Raw genomic sequence first — 16,143 nt, 5'->3', positions numbered from 1 at the left:
ATAAGAAAACTGCCAAATGTTAATGGCAACTCCCAGGGCAAGGATAATTATTATGCGGTTTGTTTCAGTGAGGGTAGTCAAACGTCTTTGATTACCCTCAATATTATTTCGGTCGCAGCGGCTTTAGATAAAACCTCGCCAAATTCCTTTCTTGATTGCTCGTCACTATAAACTCCGTTAGGATCGTTCCATTGCAGCCAATCAATGATCTCCTCCCTTGATGACCGCGCGAGCACCTGAGATAGGTCAGCTTGTGATAAAGCCATGATTTCATAAAAATCTAACCCAATAGAAAAACTGGGACATGTGGAATGTGTCATAGTCTTGCCTAAATGAATATTTACACGATTGATAGATTAATTTACATCAGCAATAGAGAAATGTAAGCTTTCAGTGGAAGGAAGATGTCGCACTCTCCGCCAACCTTCAATTTCAATCCCTTCATGCCGCAAATAATTATAAAGAGTTGCTTTACTGCCGATGCTTAACTGTTCACAAATCTGTTTCGTGGTGTATTTTTTGCTTTGATACAAGGTCGCTGCTAAACTAGCAAGGTTCTTAGACTTCTTAGTTAGGCCCTTGGGTCTGCCTCCTACCCTACCCCTAGCACGCGCGGCTTCCATTCCTGCTAAAGTTCGCTCCATCAAGATTTCTCTTTCGTTTTCGGCAAATACGGAACTGAGCATATACCAAAGCCTTCCCATTTTAGTCGAAGTGTCTATGCCCTCAGAAATGCTTCGAAAGTCTACGCCCATCTCCTTCCACTCGACCATCAGTTTGATAAGCTCATAAGTGGCTCGTCCCAAACGGTCGATTCTCCAGACCACAATGACATCCCCCCTCCGTAATTCTGAAACCATCCTTTCATACTCCGGCCTCTCTTTGGATGCGCCGGACACCTTCTCATGAAAAATCTTTTCGCAACCCGCCTTCCGGAGTGCATCAAATTGCAGGTCCTGGTTCTGCTCACTCTTTGAAACTCGTACGTAACCAAAAATCATCTTAAAATTACAGTTTAACCTCTATTCTCGAAATATACTGTAATTTGATTCCATGTACCACTAAAATGAACTCTTTTTGGTCGCAATCAGATGTAAAAATTGTGAGTTTTAGAATTGTTTTGCAGTGTTTTAACGAGCATCATTGCCTACCATCTCACCCTATTACAAGGCACTCTCTTGCAGCATCAACTACCTCTTTTGAAATGGAATTAAGGTTGTTGATTTTCAAAATCCGGCTGATTTGACTGAACATTCTGTCAATCAAACGGAAATTTCCGTTGGTGATCCTTATAAAGGTGTTAACAGCTTCAACATCATTGAAATTGTCTTCAGAGCATGTCAGCCCTATTTTTGTCCAGAGTTTGGCCAAAATGAATTTCATCTCATCTTGGCTTAGGTGCTTGAATTCATGCCTAAACCCGATTCGTGAATACAGTTGCGGATATCTTGATAACCTTCGTTCAATTCCCGGCATACCGATTAGAACCAACCCAAATTTGTATTCATCATACATGTCGCGCAACGTATCCGGCCTATCAACTACATATTTGTTAATTGGTGAACCTTGTTAAAGTGTTGCGGATACAGGTCAGTTATGTTTTTATGATTGATTGTGGAGATGCTTAGTAGAGTGTTTTTTAGCCAATTGTAGGGATTGACGTTGTGTTTTTTGCAGATAGCAAAGAAGGAGTAGATCATAGCAGCCCGCTGTGCTGCTTCGTGTGAGCCAGCGAATAAATAGTTTTTCCGGCCCAGGGCCAACGGGCGTATAGAATTTTCGATTTGATTATTATCGATCAACAGATTTCCGTCGTATAAGTAGGCACTGAGTGCATCCCAACGGCCGTAACTGTACTGCATCGCCTTTCCGATCTGGCTTTTTGGGAGCGTACTTTTAATTTGTTCGAAGATCCATTTACCCAGCTCGTTGATAACTGGAAGGGATTCTGTTAGCCGCAGCTCTTTGATTTCAACAGCATCCAGCATCAGTTGGCGGGCTTTCCGCTCCACAGCGTACAGTTGCTGGATCATCAATAGTGCTTTTTGCGCCCTGGTTTTGTCGTTGTCCAGGGCCCGTTCAAATTCCCGACGCGCATGCGCCCAGCAAGCAAGATGGATAACATCTTTCCGTTTTCCGTGCTTTTCGTAAACTGCATAGCCGTCCGTCTGTAGATAGCCCTTAAAGCTTTCCAACATCGATTTCGCTCCTGCTGAGCCTCTTGTCGGTTGGTAATCAAAGAGAACGACACCATCCAAAGGACTGTGGTAGACCCAATAGTATCCCTGATGGCAAGCGCCTTTCTTGTCACTTTCCAGTACTTTAATAGGACTTTCATCCACCTGCCAATAGCCCTTCGATTTCATATCAAAGACCAGTTGCTCATAAAGCGGTTCCAGCTTGATCAGCGCTTCTTTGGTCCATCCTTCAAGGGTTGAAGATGCGATCTGGATATCTTCCCTGGCAAACCGCTGTTTTTGCCGGTAAAGTGGAAGGTGGTCTTGGTATTTATCGGTTAAAATGCTGGCCAGCAGTCCGGCAGAAGGTATTCCTTTATCGATAACCCGTTCCGGGAGCGGGCCAATCTTTACACCCTCTCCGTTTTTGGCAGCGTATTTATAGCGAATGTATCTTTTGATCAAAAAGCGGGCAGGCTCATAATCGAGCTCCTCGGTAACCTCTTTGCCGATGCATATCATTTCAGAAAGATCACCTGTAGGGTAGATATGGATTTCTTCGACGGGTAAATGCGAGGGCAGTGCCGCACGGCCTTTATGGTTGGGCCTTTTACGGACATAGCTGATTTTTTCCTGCAAGACTTCTTCTTGCGCAGCGGCCTGTTCGGTAGTCGCTTCAAAGGGAAGCGCAATCTGGGCAGGGTCGCCTTCGAAGCGTTCCCGCTTCTGACCAAACTGCATCCGTTTGTACATCTCTACTTGGGACTCCAGGTATGCGTTCTGCTGGGTTAAACCAGATATCTGCTGATCCCGTTCTTCTAAAAGAGCGAGCAGTTGGTCTTTATCCAGCGTTTCCAACGGGGCCGTTTGCATACCTAAATGTACAAAAAAACCGCCTTTTGAGCTAATGAAGCGCACTTATTACGGTAAAACAAAACGCTTTCTACGACTGCTTTTCAGTACCTGGATTCCTTCGATCATCAGTACTAGCTCGCTCCAAGAGATACTTCCGGTTGTGTGCTTTTTAGGGGAGGGAAAGGTGCCACTTTCCAGTCTTTTATGATAAAGCACAAAGCCTCCCGGCTGCCAATGCAGCATTTTCAGATGGGTCCGTCTTCGGTTAAGAAAGACAAATACTTCGCCACTGGTGGCTACTCTACCTAACTCGGAATCTACCAGGCCGCAGAGTCCATCAAAACCTTTGCGCATATCACAATCTGCGCGGTACAGATAATATTGGTGGGATGAACCCAGGCTAAACATCAGTAAAGCCGGATCAACTCAGAGAGCACCGTCAGATCACAGCCCTGATAATTTACCTTCACGCCATTTGGATAAATGACTTCATAAGCATTGTCGGTGGCTGAGCGCTGGGCGGATATACGAACGAATCCTGCACCTTTTTCAACCAACTTTTCCTTTCCGACCCAATAGCCGAATTTAGCTACCGTGATGCCGTGCGGCTTGCAGAATTCACTTTGGCTCAGGCCGCTTTTACGCCATTGCCTTACTAGATTGAACATTTCTTCCGACTGATCCATAATGGGTTATGTTTTTGCCAAAAGTAATCAGGTGGCCGCTGCTAAGAAATATGCACTTAATAGGTTGGATACCGCGCAACTGCTCTAAGGATTTGATATCCAGCCTATCTGCTTCATCGACAACAACTAGGGGACATAATTTTGGAGCATCATAAATAAGCGTAACAATATTCGTCTCTCCGCGCATCCGGTCACGGGCAACACCAAATCCTTCAATACCTCTTTTTATTCTGTCCTGTACAATTTTGGGTGAATTCACTACGGGCGCTATCATTAAAACACCACGACAGTTCTCGACTTTCTCGATAATTGTCGACGGCAAATGTTCGACAAAACTGCTAACAACAATCTGGTCATCCCAGTTTAAATAATGCTCGGCGGCAAAAGACTTTCCGACTCCTGGTTCTCCATAGCAGATACCGATGTAACGGTATTCCATACATGCTTCGGTAAATTCTACGAAGCGCTTGTACTCTTTTGTATCAACAAAATCAATGCCGTGGTAGCTGGCGGAATGAGGCTCACTATTCATTCTCGTAAAGTTTAAGCTTCGTGGTAGCTGGCTCCCGTCGCACTCTTTTGCTCTCGGTTACCAAAGGCTCGCTGTTGCCCTTCTGAATGTGTTTCAGAATATGCTTGGCTTGCCGGATCTCATCAAAAAGTTGACTTTTTATCTCCTTTCGCGCTTTTTGAATATCTTTCAGGCTGATAACTCTCTCCGCAATATCCTGGCAGATTCCGGTGCATAGATATTTATCGTTAAAATATATCTTGATCTCGGCCAGGTCCCTCGGATCATAACGAACTATTACTGTCTCTCCGACAAACCCGGCTAAAACAGTTGAAACATACCGGAAGCCTTGGAACCTGACACCATCTCGCTGAACGCACCTGGTCTTGTCCACTGTCATTAGTAACAGATCCAGATCTTCGATTGATTCTGGCAACTGTGGTAGAAAGCAGTTAGCACTCCATTTTTGTAACGGAGCCTCATCTATCTCACTATGCCGTTGCTGATGATAGTCTGTCACGATAAACTCTTGGATGACTTCATCAAGTTCTCTAATAGTTAGTTTGGGATTGGACATTTGCTTTCCATGATGAACGTAGCCGGGCACATCAGGTAACAGGCATTCTTGAACGGTTTCAAAGAAGCGCTCGATTTTCCCCCTTCCTTGTGGTCTCCCCACCATTGAATTGATCATTCGGATTTTTAACCGAATACAAACCTGCTCTATATGTAGAGACATGAAATCGGTCCCATGATCTGTATACAGGATTCGAGGTATCCCACACATTGGCCAGGAAGATTTGTTCTTTTTCCATATTGCCTGCCTGAGGCATAAAGCGGTGTTAATTGAAGAAGGTGCATCGAAGGACAGAAAATAACCGCAGACAGCCCTACTATAATCGTCGATCACGATAGTGAGCCAAGGCTTGCGAACGCTACCATTGTCGTCAAGCAAGTTTATATCCAGTAATGAATGATCCACTTGCCATATCTGGTTTGGAGCCTGGCATTCCCTCCGGTATATCAGTTCATATTTTTGCTGATAGGCCTTTACACCAAAGTGTGCCAGGGTCATGAGGCCCGGATTGATTTCTTTAATGAAGTTATATAATGTGGTATACGAGGGTGGTTTAAGGCTTTGTTCGATCGCATGCTCACACATTTTTCGAAATATCGCTCTAATGGTCAGTGCCGGCTTTCGAAGCGCATATGCCCTGCAAATATTTTTAAGTTCGTCGGGAAGTACGCGGTGGTGCCCTTTGTCTCGTCTCTTCTTGGATCCAAGATCATCCAGACCACCATTTATAAATTCTCTCTTCCATTGGTGCAGTGTCCGTATTGGTACTCCGCATTCGACAGCGACACGGGTAAGAGGAACGCCATCGTGAAGATTCAGGTCGAGAATTCTAAATTTTTCGAGAGCGGAAAATTTTCCCATACCTAGACCCAAAAAAGTGTTTATTTGTTATAAAATAAACGTTCATATAAACGGTAAGGATAATTTAGCAATAATGTTTCAATATTATATCGTTATAATTATAAAATAAATCATCCAATCACGTTTTTATCTAATTGGTCAAAAATGCCCCGAAATATTGCCTATTTGCGTGTCTCTACCCTAGATCAGGACCTCGAAAAGAACAAGGCCGACATACTGCACCTGGCTAATGAGAAAAATTTAGGCCGGGTCGAGTTTGTTCAGGAAAAGGTTTCCGGGAAAGTGTCCTGGCGCAACCGTAAAATCGGTCCGATCCTGGACGAGCTTAAAAAAGGGGATGTGATTTTACTCAGTGAATTTTCCCGACTTGGCAGATCCATGCTTGAGGTGATGGAGATTATCTCGATTGCTATGCAGAAGGGTATTCGAATTTATACAGTCAAAGGTGGGTGGCAACTGGACGACTCTATCCAGAGCAAAGTGATGGCTATGGTTTTTGCGATGGCCTCTGAGATCGAAAGAGACCTGATCAGTAAGCGGACAAAGGAGTCACTAGCTGCGAAGAAGCTCTCAGGGATAAAGCTTGGTCGACCAACAGGGCCAGGTAAAAGTAAACTTGATCAGTTCAGGCCCGAGATCGAAGCTCTGCTACTCAGCGGTTCGAGTCAGAAGTACATTGCTAACCGTTACCGCGTGACGGAGGCCACTTTATCTAACTGGATTAAAAAGAACAGTGTTAGAAGATACGGCAAAGTGGCATAAGTAATTTTTGCCTTTCAATCTTGAAATCCTGGAACCACACTTACGCTCATATGCCAAATACTCTTTTTGGCAATATCACGTTCCTGTTTTATTAGCAAGGATTCTTACAAACAGCTCATAAATAGCCTGTCGCATGCGAATAAACCATGGATTTTGTTTAGCACTGCTAATAATGACACTCAACCTGATAGAGGCAGAAGGTCAAAATAAGTTAAATCTCTCTTTTGAAAAATCGGAAAAGGGCATAGATCCCTTCCTTTTTTGGAATATAAAGAAAAGTCCCAATTTCAAGATCCTTCTAGACTCCACCGAGGGACATAATGGGAAAAGCGCTGTTCGGATTGACATGAAAAACAATAACGTCCAGGAGTCGGTCTTTTTCTACACACGTTCCTTTCCAATAGAGCTTTTTCGCGACCAGATTATCACGTTGAGTGTCTGGACAAAAACCAAAGGATTTAAGGGAAAGCTGGGTTTATACGGGTCTGTGCTGTCTGATACGGGAGAAAGGCTGGGCTATTCAATAAAAACTGATTCAAGCCAACGCGAAAATGACTGGAAAAAAGTTGAGACTAAAATCCCTGTCAACCGTTTAGCTGACAAATTTGCTGTTGGGGTGTACGTGCAGGGGACGGGGGATGTTTTTATTGATGATATGAAGATATTGATCAATGATAAAGCTTATGAAGATCTTCCACTTGCAGGAACTGCTCCACTAGCAGATGGGGATCAACCCAATATCATTGGCCAAACTATTTGCTTGGATAGCGCCACATATGTCGCTAACAGCCCAATTGCACTCGGTGCTAAAAACCAAGTTTCGTCATCCGTCCGAGATATAACTCTTAGTCATTTTTCAATCGACACTTTATGGGGTAAGAAGCTGAAGATTAAAGGTAAATATACCAGGCAAGACGGTTTTGTAAAGCCATTGAAATTTTACATTGCATTTCTAGCCTACGAAGACGTTTCTGTATATAGCGAAAGATACCGATATCAGGAGTTTTTAATAAACCCAGAAAATAGTCAAAGCGGAGCATTTATGCTGGACACAGATATTCCAATAACTGGCTACGTGAAGTCCGCATCTTTTGGTATACTGAGTGGCGAATCCACCGCCGTATGTATATCTGATATTGAGCTGCTTGCGGATGGCAAAGTCTTAACCCCTTTCAACGCTACGCTTGATACCGTCTTGTCGGAGGAAGAGACCCTTTGGCTCAAAGAAAACAGCTTCGATATAAATATTGAAAGTGCTACTGATCAGGATCTACATTCTCTTGCCAATGCCTTCCGACATGTCCGTATATTGGGTCTTGGAGAAGTCACACATGGCTCTCACGAATTATTTGAGACGAAAGCCAAAATAATCCGTTACTGCATTGGGCAGTTAGGGTTTCGCCAACTGATCCTGGAAGCAGACCAAGTAGCAGCAGAAAATGTCAACACTTACCTTACATCCGGAAAGGGGGATTCCCGCGATGTGTTACGCCAACTTTCGTACTGGACGTGGCAAACAAGGGAACTGCAAGACCTGCTAGAATGGATTCGGATGTTTAATGCCAATAATCCCCAGGACAAAGTAGTTTTTGCTGGCATTGACATGCAAAACGCAAACACTATTATAGATGCACTTGGAAGGTCGATTTCAGATTCGGCTGCTTTGAATATTCTTTCTAAGATCAGGAACATTGCCATCAATAGACCGGCCCAGCACTCAAAACAACAATCTCAAAAAGATACTTTACTTGGCCTGGTCATGAAACTAGAGAATAATGTCGAAGACATGAAAATTGGTTGGAAGGATGTCGGCTCGCTTGAACTGAACTCGTCTATCCAAACGTATCTGTCACTACTAAAACAAAACTTTATATTACGTTATGCGGCAAATGCAAACGCATACAGGGATGTCTGTCTTGCCGAGAATATCCATCGTAATTTAAGCGGGCGTCCAAAGTTGAAAACCATTCTCTGGGCTCATAATACCCATATTAGCAAAGAGAACAAACCGGCGAAGCCCATGGGAAGGTGGCTTAAACAAACGTATGGCAGTACTTACAAGGCAGTAGGTATGGCATTAGGTTCAGGCACATACCGAGCACTGTATGGAAAATCCATTAACAATGTCGCAGCCAAAAAACCAGTTCCAGGAAGCTACGAGTATTTGATTGAATCTTCGGGCCTGCAAAATTTATATCTCGACTTAGAGAACATCACTCTTCAAAAGCAAAATAAGTGGTTATTTGAACGTAACTACCTGCGTCAGACGGGAGCAGAAGCTTCCGATAACTTTGAGAGGCAGGGCATCCTTACTAGTTTTGATGCCTTAATTTACATAAAGCGTTCAACACCTACAACCGGACTGAGTAGGATCCCCTAGCTCCATATTCACCCAAACATTGTGACTACGAGGGGCTTAGGAAACTATTGAAAAATGACCCTAGCTTTGTCAGCGCAATTTGATGGCAATCAAATCTTTAACGCGTGCAGCGAGGTCTAAGGCCGCAAAATAACTGTGAACAATTACTGCAAAAGATATTCGAAATTAACATGTAAAAATCGTCCTGCCACAGTCAGGTGTCAGTGTACAGAAAAACGACCGGATAAATTTGGGTTTGCTGGCTATAACCTCAGGTTATACATCAATTAATCTGGTGATTTTTTAATCGTAATATTGCGATGTAATGTTTTTCGATTATGTTTGCATTATGGGAGTTACGAAAACAGAGATATTCACTGAGCAACAGAACCGCATTGCGGATTTGGCCAAAGCATTTGCGCACCCGGCAAGGGTAGCAATTTTGCAGCTGCTAATTGCACGTAAAGCCTGCGTTTGCGGCGACCTGGTCGATGAACTCGAACTTGCCCAGGCGACGGTTTCTCAGCATTTGAAGGAGTTGAAACGGATCGGCCTTATTCAGGGAGAGATCAACCCGCCCCGTGTCTGCTACTGCATCAATCCCCCGGTGTGGGAAGAAGCGCGGCAAGCATTCGGCTCTATCCTGGAATCTTTTGAGGGAGTGACCTGCTGTAACTAAGCGGGTGTTTTTTTGATCAAATCAATCGTAATATTACATTATAACAATACAGGCTATGATGAATGAATTAAATCCAATGACCTGGCAGGCTTTTAAAAGCACGCTTGAACAAAATCCGGATCTGCACCTGCAATTCCAATACGAAGCAGGCAAGTTTGTTGACCGATCATTTCACATCACCGAGATCAAACAGGCACCGATAGTTTCGGTAGATTGTGGTGGCGTAATGAATAGCTGGACGGAGGTAATCTTGCAGCTCTGGGAGCCCCCGATAACTGACACCGAGCGCTCGATGTTAGTCGGCAAAGCACTTAAAATCGTGAACCTGGTCGAAAAGTCGTTACCGCTTAATCCGAATGCGGTTGTGAAGATCGAGTTTGGCAATTCAAAATTCGATACGCGCCAAATGTATCCCGGAGAGCTTTTGCCGGAAGGTGATAGCTTCATTGTCAATCTAGTTCCAGACTTTACGCAGTGCAAAGCACTAACGCGTGATCAGGCATGCGGGACAGGTCCTGCGGCTGCATCATGTTGTGGTCCGGCTCCTGAAAAAGAAGAATTGGAACTTGTTGCAGCCGATGCAGCCGCTTGCAAACCAGGTTCTGGCTGCTGCTAATTATAAATCAATTACCACTATGAAGCGAATTTTAGTATTATGCACGGGCAATTCAGCCCGCAGCCAATTGGCGCAAGGGTATTTACAGCATTTTGCAGGCGACCGCGCGGAAGTGTTTAGCGCCGGTGTAGATCCCAAAGGTGTAAACCCGGTGGCCATTCAGGTCATGGCAGAAGATGGTCTTGATATTTCACATCACACGTCAAATCATGCCGACGAATATACCGGCATCGCCTTCGACTATGTGATCACTGTCTGCGATAATGCACGCGAGCAGTGCCCTTATTTCCCTTCTGCCGGTGAGCTGATCCACCATAGCTTTTCTGATCCAGGCCATACGCCGGGTGAAGACCGGGTAACTTCATTCCGTAGGGTTCGGGATGAAATCAAAGAGTACAGCCGCGAATTTATCAATCAAAAACTACGTGCATAATGGCTCTCACCATTCGCCCACTTATTGCATTGGACTGGCCACAGGTAAAACAGATTTACCAGCTGGGCATTGATACCGGTGATGCGACCTACGAAACCGGGGCGCCGGAAGTTGATGGGCTGAAAGCGAAGTTCCTTGCTGAACCGCAGCTTGTGGCCGATGAAAACGGTCAGGTTATTGGATGGGCATTCCTATCTGCTGTTTCCAGCCGGTGCGTGTATGGCGGCGTGGCTGAAACAAGCATTTATATTCACCCGGAATATCACGGACACGGTGTCGGCCGGGCGCTTTTATCAGAACTGGTGCCATTAAGCGAAAAGCTGGGGTTCTGGACATTGCAAGCGCAGATATTCCCGGAAAATAAAGCGAGCATTGCACTTCACGAGCGGCAGGGTTTCCGGAAAGTCGGCTACCGTGAAAAGCTTGGAAAACGCAATGGGATCTGGCGCGATGTGATACTGCTGGAACGACGCAGCTCCGCAGTTGGCAATGATTAATCACAAACATTCTATGAAGGAAAAGCGGCTTTCATTTCTTGACCGTTATTTGACGGTTTGGATCTTCCTTGCCATGATTTTGGGTGTGTCCATCGGATGTTTTTTCCCAGGCACACCCGATTTTATCAATCAATTTAATTCCGGATCGACCAATGTGCCATTGGCCATTGGGCTGATCCTGATGATGTACCCGCCGCTAGCGAAGGTGCGCTATTTTGAACTTCCGCAGATATTCCGGAACACCCGCATTCTTGGCCTGTCACTGCTGCAAAATTGGATCGCGGGGCCGCTGCTCATGTTCGGCCTCGCGGTGTTATTCCTGCCTGATAAACCGGAGTACATGACTGGATTGATTATGATCGGCATTGCACGTTGTATTGCAATGGTGATCGTCTGGAATGACCTTGCGGGCGGCGACCGCGTGTATGCTGCCGGGCTGGTTGCATTCAACAGCATATTTCAGGTGTTGTTTTATTCAGTATATGCCTATGTGTTCGTGACGCTGCTACCGCCATTGTTTGGGCTAAAAGGGTTCCAGGTAAATATTACCATTGGAGAAGTAGCGCAGAGTGTCTTTATATATCTTGGCATCCCATTCCTGGCCGGGATTATTTCGCGGGAAGTGCTGACCAGGTTGTTTAGTAAAGACTGGTATCAGAAGAAATTTTTACCGGCCGTCAGCCCCATTACCCTGATCGCATTGCAGTTTACAATAGTAGTAATGTTCAGCCTAAAAGGAAATCTGATTGTAAGCATCCCGCTGGACGTTCTGCGCATCGCCATTCCCCTATCGATCTATTTTGTCATCATGTTCTTTTCTGCCTTTTATCTCTCGAAACGGGCAGGCGCGGATTATTCAAAATCCACCTCACTGGCATTCACGGCCGCCGGAAATAATTTTGAATTGGGCATTGCGGTTGCTATTGCCGTATTCGGCATTGATTCCGGAGCTGCATTTGCGGCGGTGATCGGGCCGCTGATCGAAGTGCCGGTATTGATCCTGATGGTCAATTTCGCTAAACGACAAAGGGAGGCATTTCTTAAGTGAGTTATAGAGGTTTTCGAGCGATATCTTAACATAACTAGGCGCCCTAACCTATAAATGCTCTTCCGAGACGATTGCGGTACAGAAAAACCACCGAATATTTAGACATTCACAAGCGGTTACAAAAACCATCAAGATCCCAATTGCACGTGCAGTACTTGATCTATCTAGTGGGCGATGACTGACGATCGCCTACTGTTTCGAGAAGCCATTTATCTGAGCTACCAAACAATGCGTAATCCCATTATTATTATTCACAAAACTTTAATATCGTAAGCTTGTGAAAGCAACTGTAAGACGATATCTTCGCTGATTCTCAACGTTTTTAATCTTATCCTCCTACACTTTGTTTCTATTGATTAGTTAGAAAATTAAGCCCTTTGCCCAGCTTACCTACTACCTTTTTTGTTTTCGGTAGGCTGGCAAAGGCACCAAGTAATACAATTGGCGATTCTTTTCCCGCCATCCGGACTTTAAAATTGTATTACCCATTTTCCGATTCCATCCTATCACCGGACCTTCGATGGTTTGCAAAATTACAGGGTATGGCCATTCCTGCTTTTTACTTCTAGTTTTTGAGAGTTCAGCCATACACGTCCATCTGTTGTCAACAAACAGTAATTAACTTTCCACTTACATCAGCTAAATTCGATCAAGTGGTATCCATCAATCAAGAAATTCCCCACTTCCCATTTTCTCCGCTCGTCAAAATGCTCACCAATGTTCTTCGAGCTTGATCACATACATGTTCCGTGCACCGTTGTTAAGCTTGATACGGAACAAAATATTCAGGACACCATTTACCAATTGCACCGAAAGGTTTGTAATAGTCATACATTCTTTTGTTCAACTTGTAGTAAATTAGTTTTTTTCTGCTTAGGCTCCCATCCTTTGAGAGCGGGTCAAATAAATTATCATCCATCCCCCCAATCCGATTTTTCAAACAGGCTCTGTACAGACTAGGTTATCTGATCCTAAAATATCACAAAGGAATTGGATCATTACGGAGAAACTTGATCGCTATACGAATATTTTCTTAATTTGAGTGAACACTCCAACTGTATCAGGAATAAATATGATCAACATTATTAATCAGTATAAGTCTGATCCAGAATCAGTGTATCAAACCTGGTTTATTAATAATGAAGAACGTTTAAAGGCATTCCGCTCTATTCGACGGGGCGTACAGCAAATTGTGGCAGATATAAAACAAGGCAAATTTCCAAATGATTTCCGGGGGTCTTCTCTTGAATTTGTATTAAACTGTATCACCGAGCAAAAACAAGTCTTTGAAGGTGCTGCGCATCCTTTTTATTGGAAGCCCAAACTTAGGATACCTGACATTTACGAAAACCAATCCAATAAAAAGGCTTTTGGCCAGTTTCTTGAAAACTGCCTGAATGCAAGCAAAGAAGAACAATTAATCAGAGAAATCATCCGGTTAGATGAATTGAAAATCAAGGGATTGGGTCCTTCTGTTGCTAATATTTTGTATTTTCTACACCCCACACTTATACCTCCTTTTAATACTGCCATCCTGAATGGGTTTAATTATTTGTATAAAGACAAAAAGAAGCTCGGGTCCTGGTCTGAATATTTAAAAATCCGGGAGGTTATACTTAAAGCAAATAAGGAGCACTGTCATGAATTGTCAACGGACTTAGGAGCATTTTCAGGATTATTATTTGAGATTGGTACCCAGAAAATGATCTTGGGTATGGATGGATATTTATCAGTCGAAGAACGTCAAAGACTTGAAAAACTGATAGAAAAACGGCAATCTCAACTTCAAGCAGAACGTCAGGATGAAAATTTGCATACGGAAATGCAGTACCATCTCCTTAAAATTGGGCAAGCATTAGGTTACGACGCTTTTCCGGCTACTAATGATCAATCCAGAAGTTTTGATGGCCACAAATTCTCATTTTTATGTCAGGCCACCTTTCCTCAAATAAAATGTGATGCAGAAGCGCGAAATACTATTAAATTAATTGATGTGCTCTGGTTTGAAAAGGGGACCAGTAATGTATTAGCAGCATTTGAAGTTGAAAAAAGTACGTCTATATATTCGGGTATTCTAAGGTTAACAGATTTGTCTTATAGCATAGCAAATGGTGATGAAACATTCTATTTAATTGTACCAGACCACCGTGAAAAAGATGTATGCCTTCAATTGTCACGCCCTTCTGTTAAGAGTAATAATGTTTTACTTAAATACATTTTGTTTTCCGATCTAAGAAAACACTGCGACTCTATTTGTAAATTCGGTGATAGCCACCAGATCATGGGCAAAATTGCAAAAAAAGCCCCGTTACATACGGTTGACTAAGTATATAACGGGGAGACGTATGGAAAAAAACTAGTTTTTACCTGGTACCCGATTTTTTTGCCTTGTGTTTTTTCATGTCCATGTCCATCTTACCCATTGTTCCATCCATATAGACCCCTTCCCCTTCTTTAAGCGGTTTATTAGTACCGTCTTTCATCATTACCGTGCCATCTTTCATAATCATCGTACCGTTTTTCAGCGTCATATCCTCGGTCATAGCAGTCATCTTACCGCCTTTCATGACCATCATCTTTCCATCGTGCATCATCACACAATCTTTCATAGATGCATGCATCTTGTCCATTTTCTTTTCTTTATCCTGTGCATACACACTAAAGGATAAAAGAATTGCTACCGCAAAGGCAAGTAATTTTTTCATTGTTCTCGGTGGTTAAAATTTGTAATGAAATACTGTTCAATAAGTATGCCACTGTATTCTTTGCAATCGAAATTTACAATACAAGAGGTTTTACCAAAATCTGTCCATCACGTTCGAAAACACAAATTGAGGTTTTTTTATCAGCCATCATGGCAAGCTTGGGATATTGGCCATTCCCTATCGAAACGGTCTTTTGCCCGTTAGGGCGGCGAAATTGAATAGCCCCATCCTGTTGCCAGGCAATTGCAGGCCCCTTGCCGGTTTGCAAAATGACAGGGGTACGGCCAACACCCAGTTTTATTTCCGGCTTTTCGGGCTCGGCTACATAAACTTCCAGTTGGCGCCGCCAGACCGTGGTAACTTTCCCATTTTCATCAGCTGCCAGGTCGCCGCCATCCATAGGACAGCCATCAATCATAAAATCCCCTGTCCCAAGTTTTTGGGCTTTGCCAAAATGCTTGCCATTGTCCTTGGAGCTGATCAGGTACATGTTGCGAGCCCCATCAAGCTTGTTGCGGAACATGACATACATACTGCCGCTTTGATCAAAAGAAACGGAAGGCTTACAGCAGTCACAAATCCCTTTTTGCTCGCCTTTATAAATCAATTGATTTTTTTCCCAGCTCAATCCGCCATCCTTAGAAAGTGACCCATACAGGTTATTGTTTCCCAGCCGCGTGTCTAGCCAAACAGTATATACATCGTCACCCTTACCTGCACTCAGGCCAGAGAGCGCTTCTTTGGCAGTGGAATCCATATCAGTGACCTTCACAGGGGCAGACCATTGATTAGTTGCATTGGTAAGCCGCATTGAAAACAAATCGCCATTGTGGTCACCAACTGTGACAACTGTATACGCTACTGTTGTTACAATTTGGGGTCCGCGGCCCATACCAAGGCCCATTTTTGAAAAGTTGCCTAACAGGTAAGGCTTGGAAAAGGATTTCCCCCCATCATTTGAGGATACAAAATACAAGTCCCTCCGATCGCCATTTTTGACCCCATATACAATCCGGACTGTTCCTTTCTGATCAATAGCGATTTCAGGTTGGCTACCCGTACCTAAATTATATTCAGCATCCGCCGGGCCGGGCTTGGGCAGATCTGTTTGAAAAATCAGAAAGACGGGAAGGGCAATCAATAGTCCAAGCTTAGCTAAAAATATGTTCATGGTTGTCAATTGTAAAATGGAGCCGTTTTTACAGCATTCGTTATATAAAATAGTAAGGTGTATTGCCTTAATTTTTACTAACTTAGTAAAGATTTAAAGGCACTAGTGATTGTTGCTTGGATATTCCTCTCCAAAGTACGCCACGATTCCTCCCAAAGTACGCCACTTATTCCTGGGCAAAGTACGCCACCAAGCAGACAGCAAAT

General features: G+C 43.8%; 17 protein-coding genes. 8 read left to right on the top strand and 9 right to left on the bottom strand.

Annotated elements, in window-relative coordinates; all coding sequences use genetic code 11:
• Positions 1 to 356: 356 nt before the first annotated feature.
• The 7 genes from ACQ4MZ_RS28915 to ACQ4MZ_RS28885 all read right to left on the bottom strand — a co-directional run bounded on the left by ACQ4MZ_RS28915 (position 357) and on the right by ACQ4MZ_RS28885 (position 5,667).
• Complete coding sequence (locus ACQ4MZ_RS28915; RefSeq protein WP_430851182.1) at positions 357 to 1,001, bottom strand: recombinase family protein; 645 nt, start codon at positions 999 to 1,001, stop codon at positions 357 to 359.
• Between the two features lie 154 nt (positions 1,002 to 1,155).
• Positions 1,156 to 1,515, bottom strand: coding sequence for a hypothetical protein (locus ACQ4MZ_RS28910; protein ID WP_430851180.1), 360 nt, complete (start codon positions 1,513 to 1,515; stop codon positions 1,156 to 1,158).
• 26 nt (positions 1,516 to 1,541) lie between these two features.
• Positions 1,542 to 3,050, bottom strand: a complete 1,509-nt coding sequence (gene tnpC, locus ACQ4MZ_RS28905; RefSeq protein ID WP_430851305.1) for an IS66 family transposase — start codon at positions 3,048 to 3,050, stop codon at positions 1,542 to 1,544.
• Positions 3,051 to 3,098: 48 nt separating this feature from the next.
• Positions 3,099 to 3,440: an IS66 family insertion sequence element accessory protein TnpB gene (gene tnpB, locus ACQ4MZ_RS28900; RefSeq protein ID WP_430851178.1), complete on the bottom strand. Its 342-nt coding sequence runs from the start codon at positions 3,438 to 3,440 to the stop codon at positions 3,099 to 3,101.
• Complete coding sequence (tnpA, locus tag ACQ4MZ_RS28895) at positions 3,440 to 3,718, bottom strand: IS66 family insertion sequence element accessory protein TnpA (RefSeq protein WP_430851176.1); 279 nt, start codon at positions 3,716 to 3,718, stop codon at positions 3,440 to 3,442. The genes tnpB and tnpA overlap by 1 nt, the downstream gene beginning before the upstream one ends.
• The gene (locus ACQ4MZ_RS28890; protein WP_430851174.1) at positions 3,672 to 4,250 is read right to left on the bottom strand and encodes an AAA family ATPase; all 579 of its coding nucleotides are present in this window, start codon (positions 4,248 to 4,250) and stop codon (positions 3,672 to 3,674) included. Before ACQ4MZ_RS28890 ends, tnpA begins: the two co-directional genes overlap by 47 nt.
• Positions 4,243 to 5,667 carry a Mu transposase C-terminal domain-containing protein gene (locus ACQ4MZ_RS28885; protein ID WP_430851172.1) on the bottom strand — a complete coding sequence of 475 codons (1,425 nt, stop codon included), beginning with the start codon at positions 5,665 to 5,667 and terminating at the stop codon, positions 4,243 to 4,245. The genes ACQ4MZ_RS28890 and ACQ4MZ_RS28885 overlap by 8 nt, the downstream gene beginning before the upstream one ends.
• Before the next feature lie 144 nt (positions 5,668 to 5,811).
• On the opposite strand from ACQ4MZ_RS28885, the gene ACQ4MZ_RS28880 reads away from it, so the two are divergent.
• The 8 genes from ACQ4MZ_RS28880 to ACQ4MZ_RS28845 all read left to right on the top strand — a co-directional run bounded on the left by ACQ4MZ_RS28880 (position 5,812) and on the right by ACQ4MZ_RS28845 (position 14,387).
• Positions 5,812 to 6,429 (top strand): recombinase family protein, encoded by a 618-nt coding sequence (locus tag ACQ4MZ_RS28880; RefSeq protein WP_430851170.1) that lies wholly within the window; start codon positions 5,812 to 5,814, stop codon positions 6,427 to 6,429.
• 172 nt (positions 6,430 to 6,601) lie between these two features.
• The gene (locus tag ACQ4MZ_RS28875; protein WP_430851168.1) at positions 6,602 to 8,809 is read left to right on the top strand and encodes an erythromycin esterase family protein; all 2,208 of its coding nucleotides are present in this window, start codon (positions 6,602 to 6,604) and stop codon (positions 8,807 to 8,809) included.
• Between the two features lie 328 nt (positions 8,810 to 9,137).
• On the top strand, positions 9,138 to 9,467 hold the full coding sequence (locus ACQ4MZ_RS28870) for an ArsR/SmtB family transcription factor (protein ID WP_430851166.1): 330 nt from the start codon (positions 9,138 to 9,140) through the stop codon (positions 9,465 to 9,467).
• Between the two features lie 55 nt (positions 9,468 to 9,522).
• Entirely contained in the window at positions 9,523 to 10,083 is a 561-nt protein-coding gene (locus tag ACQ4MZ_RS28865) for a DUF6428 family protein (RefSeq protein WP_430851164.1), read from the top strand.
• 19 nt (positions 10,084 to 10,102) lie between these two features.
• On the top strand, positions 10,103 to 10,516 hold the full coding sequence (locus ACQ4MZ_RS28860; protein ID WP_430851162.1) for an arsenate reductase ArsC: 414 nt from the start codon (positions 10,103 to 10,105) through the stop codon (positions 10,514 to 10,516).
• Positions 10,516 to 11,013: a GNAT family N-acetyltransferase gene (locus ACQ4MZ_RS28855; protein WP_430851160.1), complete on the top strand. Its 498-nt coding sequence runs from the start codon at positions 10,516 to 10,518 to the stop codon at positions 11,011 to 11,013. The genes ACQ4MZ_RS28860 and ACQ4MZ_RS28855 overlap by 1 nt, the downstream gene beginning before the upstream one ends.
• Positions 11,014 to 11,026: 13 nt before the next feature.
• Positions 11,027 to 12,061 carry an ACR3 family arsenite efflux transporter gene (gene arsB / locus ACQ4MZ_RS28850; RefSeq protein WP_430851158.1) on the top strand — a complete coding sequence of 345 codons (1,035 nt, stop codon included), beginning with the start codon at positions 11,027 to 11,029 and terminating at the stop codon, positions 12,059 to 12,061.
• A 1,072-nt stretch (positions 12,062 to 13,133) separates the two neighbouring features.
• On the top strand, positions 13,134 to 14,387 hold the full coding sequence (locus ACQ4MZ_RS28845) for a hypothetical protein (RefSeq protein ID WP_430851156.1): 1,254 nt from the start codon (positions 13,134 to 13,136) through the stop codon (positions 14,385 to 14,387).
• Positions 14,388 to 14,424: 37 nt separating this feature from the next.
• Here the strand turns inward: ACQ4MZ_RS28845 and ACQ4MZ_RS28840 are convergent, their stop codons facing one another.
• Complete coding sequence (locus ACQ4MZ_RS28840) at positions 14,425 to 14,766, bottom strand: DUF6799 domain-containing protein (protein WP_430851154.1); 342 nt, start codon at positions 14,764 to 14,766, stop codon at positions 14,425 to 14,427.
• Positions 14,767 to 14,839: 73 nt separating this feature from the next.
• Positions 14,840 to 15,937, bottom strand: a complete 1,098-nt coding sequence (locus ACQ4MZ_RS28835) for a hypothetical protein (RefSeq protein WP_430851152.1) — start codon at positions 15,935 to 15,937, stop codon at positions 14,840 to 14,842.
• Positions 15,938 to 16,143: the final 206 nt, after the last annotated feature.

Origin of the sequence: Dyadobacter sp. BHUBP1, from assembly GCF_050587785.1 — a bacterium.
Taxonomy (GTDB): domain Bacteria; phylum Bacteroidota; class Bacteroidia; order Cytophagales; family Spirosomataceae; genus Dyadobacter.
The sequence above is the reverse complement of the archived record's forward strand: the minus strand, read 5'-3'. Positions and strand labels throughout refer to the sequence as shown.

What these genes read in the sequence shown, in the direction of transcription:
- ACQ4MZ_RS28915 (WP_430851182.1), bottom strand. Translation starts at nt 1,001, where the DNA reads ATGATTTTTGGTTACGTACGAGTTTCAAAGAGTGAGCAGAACCAGGAC.
- ACQ4MZ_RS28910 (WP_430851180.1), bottom strand. Translation starts at nt 1,515, where the DNA reads ATGTATGATGAATACAAATTTGGGTTGGTTCTAATCGGTATGCCGGGA.
- tnpC (WP_430851305.1), bottom strand. Translation starts at nt 3,050, where the DNA reads ATGCAAACGGCCCCGTTGGAAACGCTGGATAAAGACCAACTGCTCGCT.
- tnpB (WP_430851178.1), bottom strand. Translation starts at nt 3,440, where the DNA reads ATGTTTAGCCTGGGTTCATCCCACCAATATTATCTGTACCGCGCAGAT.
- tnpA (WP_430851176.1), bottom strand. Translation starts at nt 3,718, where the DNA reads ATGGATCAGTCGGAAGAAATGTTCAATCTAGTAAGGCAATGGCGTAAA.
- ACQ4MZ_RS28890 (WP_430851174.1), bottom strand. Translation starts at nt 4,250, where the DNA reads ATGAATAGTGAGCCTCATTCCGCCAGCTACCACGGCATTGATTTTGTT.
- ACQ4MZ_RS28885 (WP_430851172.1), bottom strand. Translation starts at nt 5,667, where the DNA reads ATGGGAAAATTTTCCGCTCTCGAAAAATTTAGAATTCTCGACCTGAAT.
- ACQ4MZ_RS28880 (WP_430851170.1), top strand. Translation starts at nt 5,812, where the DNA reads ATGCCCCGAAATATTGCCTATTTGCGTGTCTCTACCCTAGATCAGGAC.
- ACQ4MZ_RS28875 (WP_430851168.1), top strand. Translation starts at nt 6,602, where the DNA reads ATGACACTCAACCTGATAGAGGCAGAAGGTCAAAATAAGTTAAATCTC.
- ACQ4MZ_RS28870 (WP_430851166.1), top strand. Translation starts at nt 9,138, where the DNA reads ATGGGAGTTACGAAAACAGAGATATTCACTGAGCAACAGAACCGCATT.
- ACQ4MZ_RS28865 (WP_430851164.1), top strand. Translation starts at nt 9,523, where the DNA reads ATGATGAATGAATTAAATCCAATGACCTGGCAGGCTTTTAAAAGCACG.
- ACQ4MZ_RS28860 (WP_430851162.1), top strand. Translation starts at nt 10,103, where the DNA reads ATGAAGCGAATTTTAGTATTATGCACGGGCAATTCAGCCCGCAGCCAA.
- ACQ4MZ_RS28855 (WP_430851160.1), top strand. Translation starts at nt 10,516, where the DNA reads ATGGCTCTCACCATTCGCCCACTTATTGCATTGGACTGGCCACAGGTA.
- arsB (WP_430851158.1), top strand. Translation starts at nt 11,027, where the DNA reads ATGAAGGAAAAGCGGCTTTCATTTCTTGACCGTTATTTGACGGTTTGG.
- ACQ4MZ_RS28845 (WP_430851156.1), top strand. Translation starts at nt 13,134, where the DNA reads ATGATCAACATTATTAATCAGTATAAGTCTGATCCAGAATCAGTGTAT.
- ACQ4MZ_RS28840 (WP_430851154.1), bottom strand. Translation starts at nt 14,766, where the DNA reads ATGAAAAAATTACTTGCCTTTGCGGTAGCAATTCTTTTATCCTTTAGT.
- ACQ4MZ_RS28835 (WP_430851152.1), bottom strand. Translation starts at nt 15,937, where the DNA reads ATGAACATATTTTTAGCTAAGCTTGGACTATTGATTGCCCTTCCCGTC.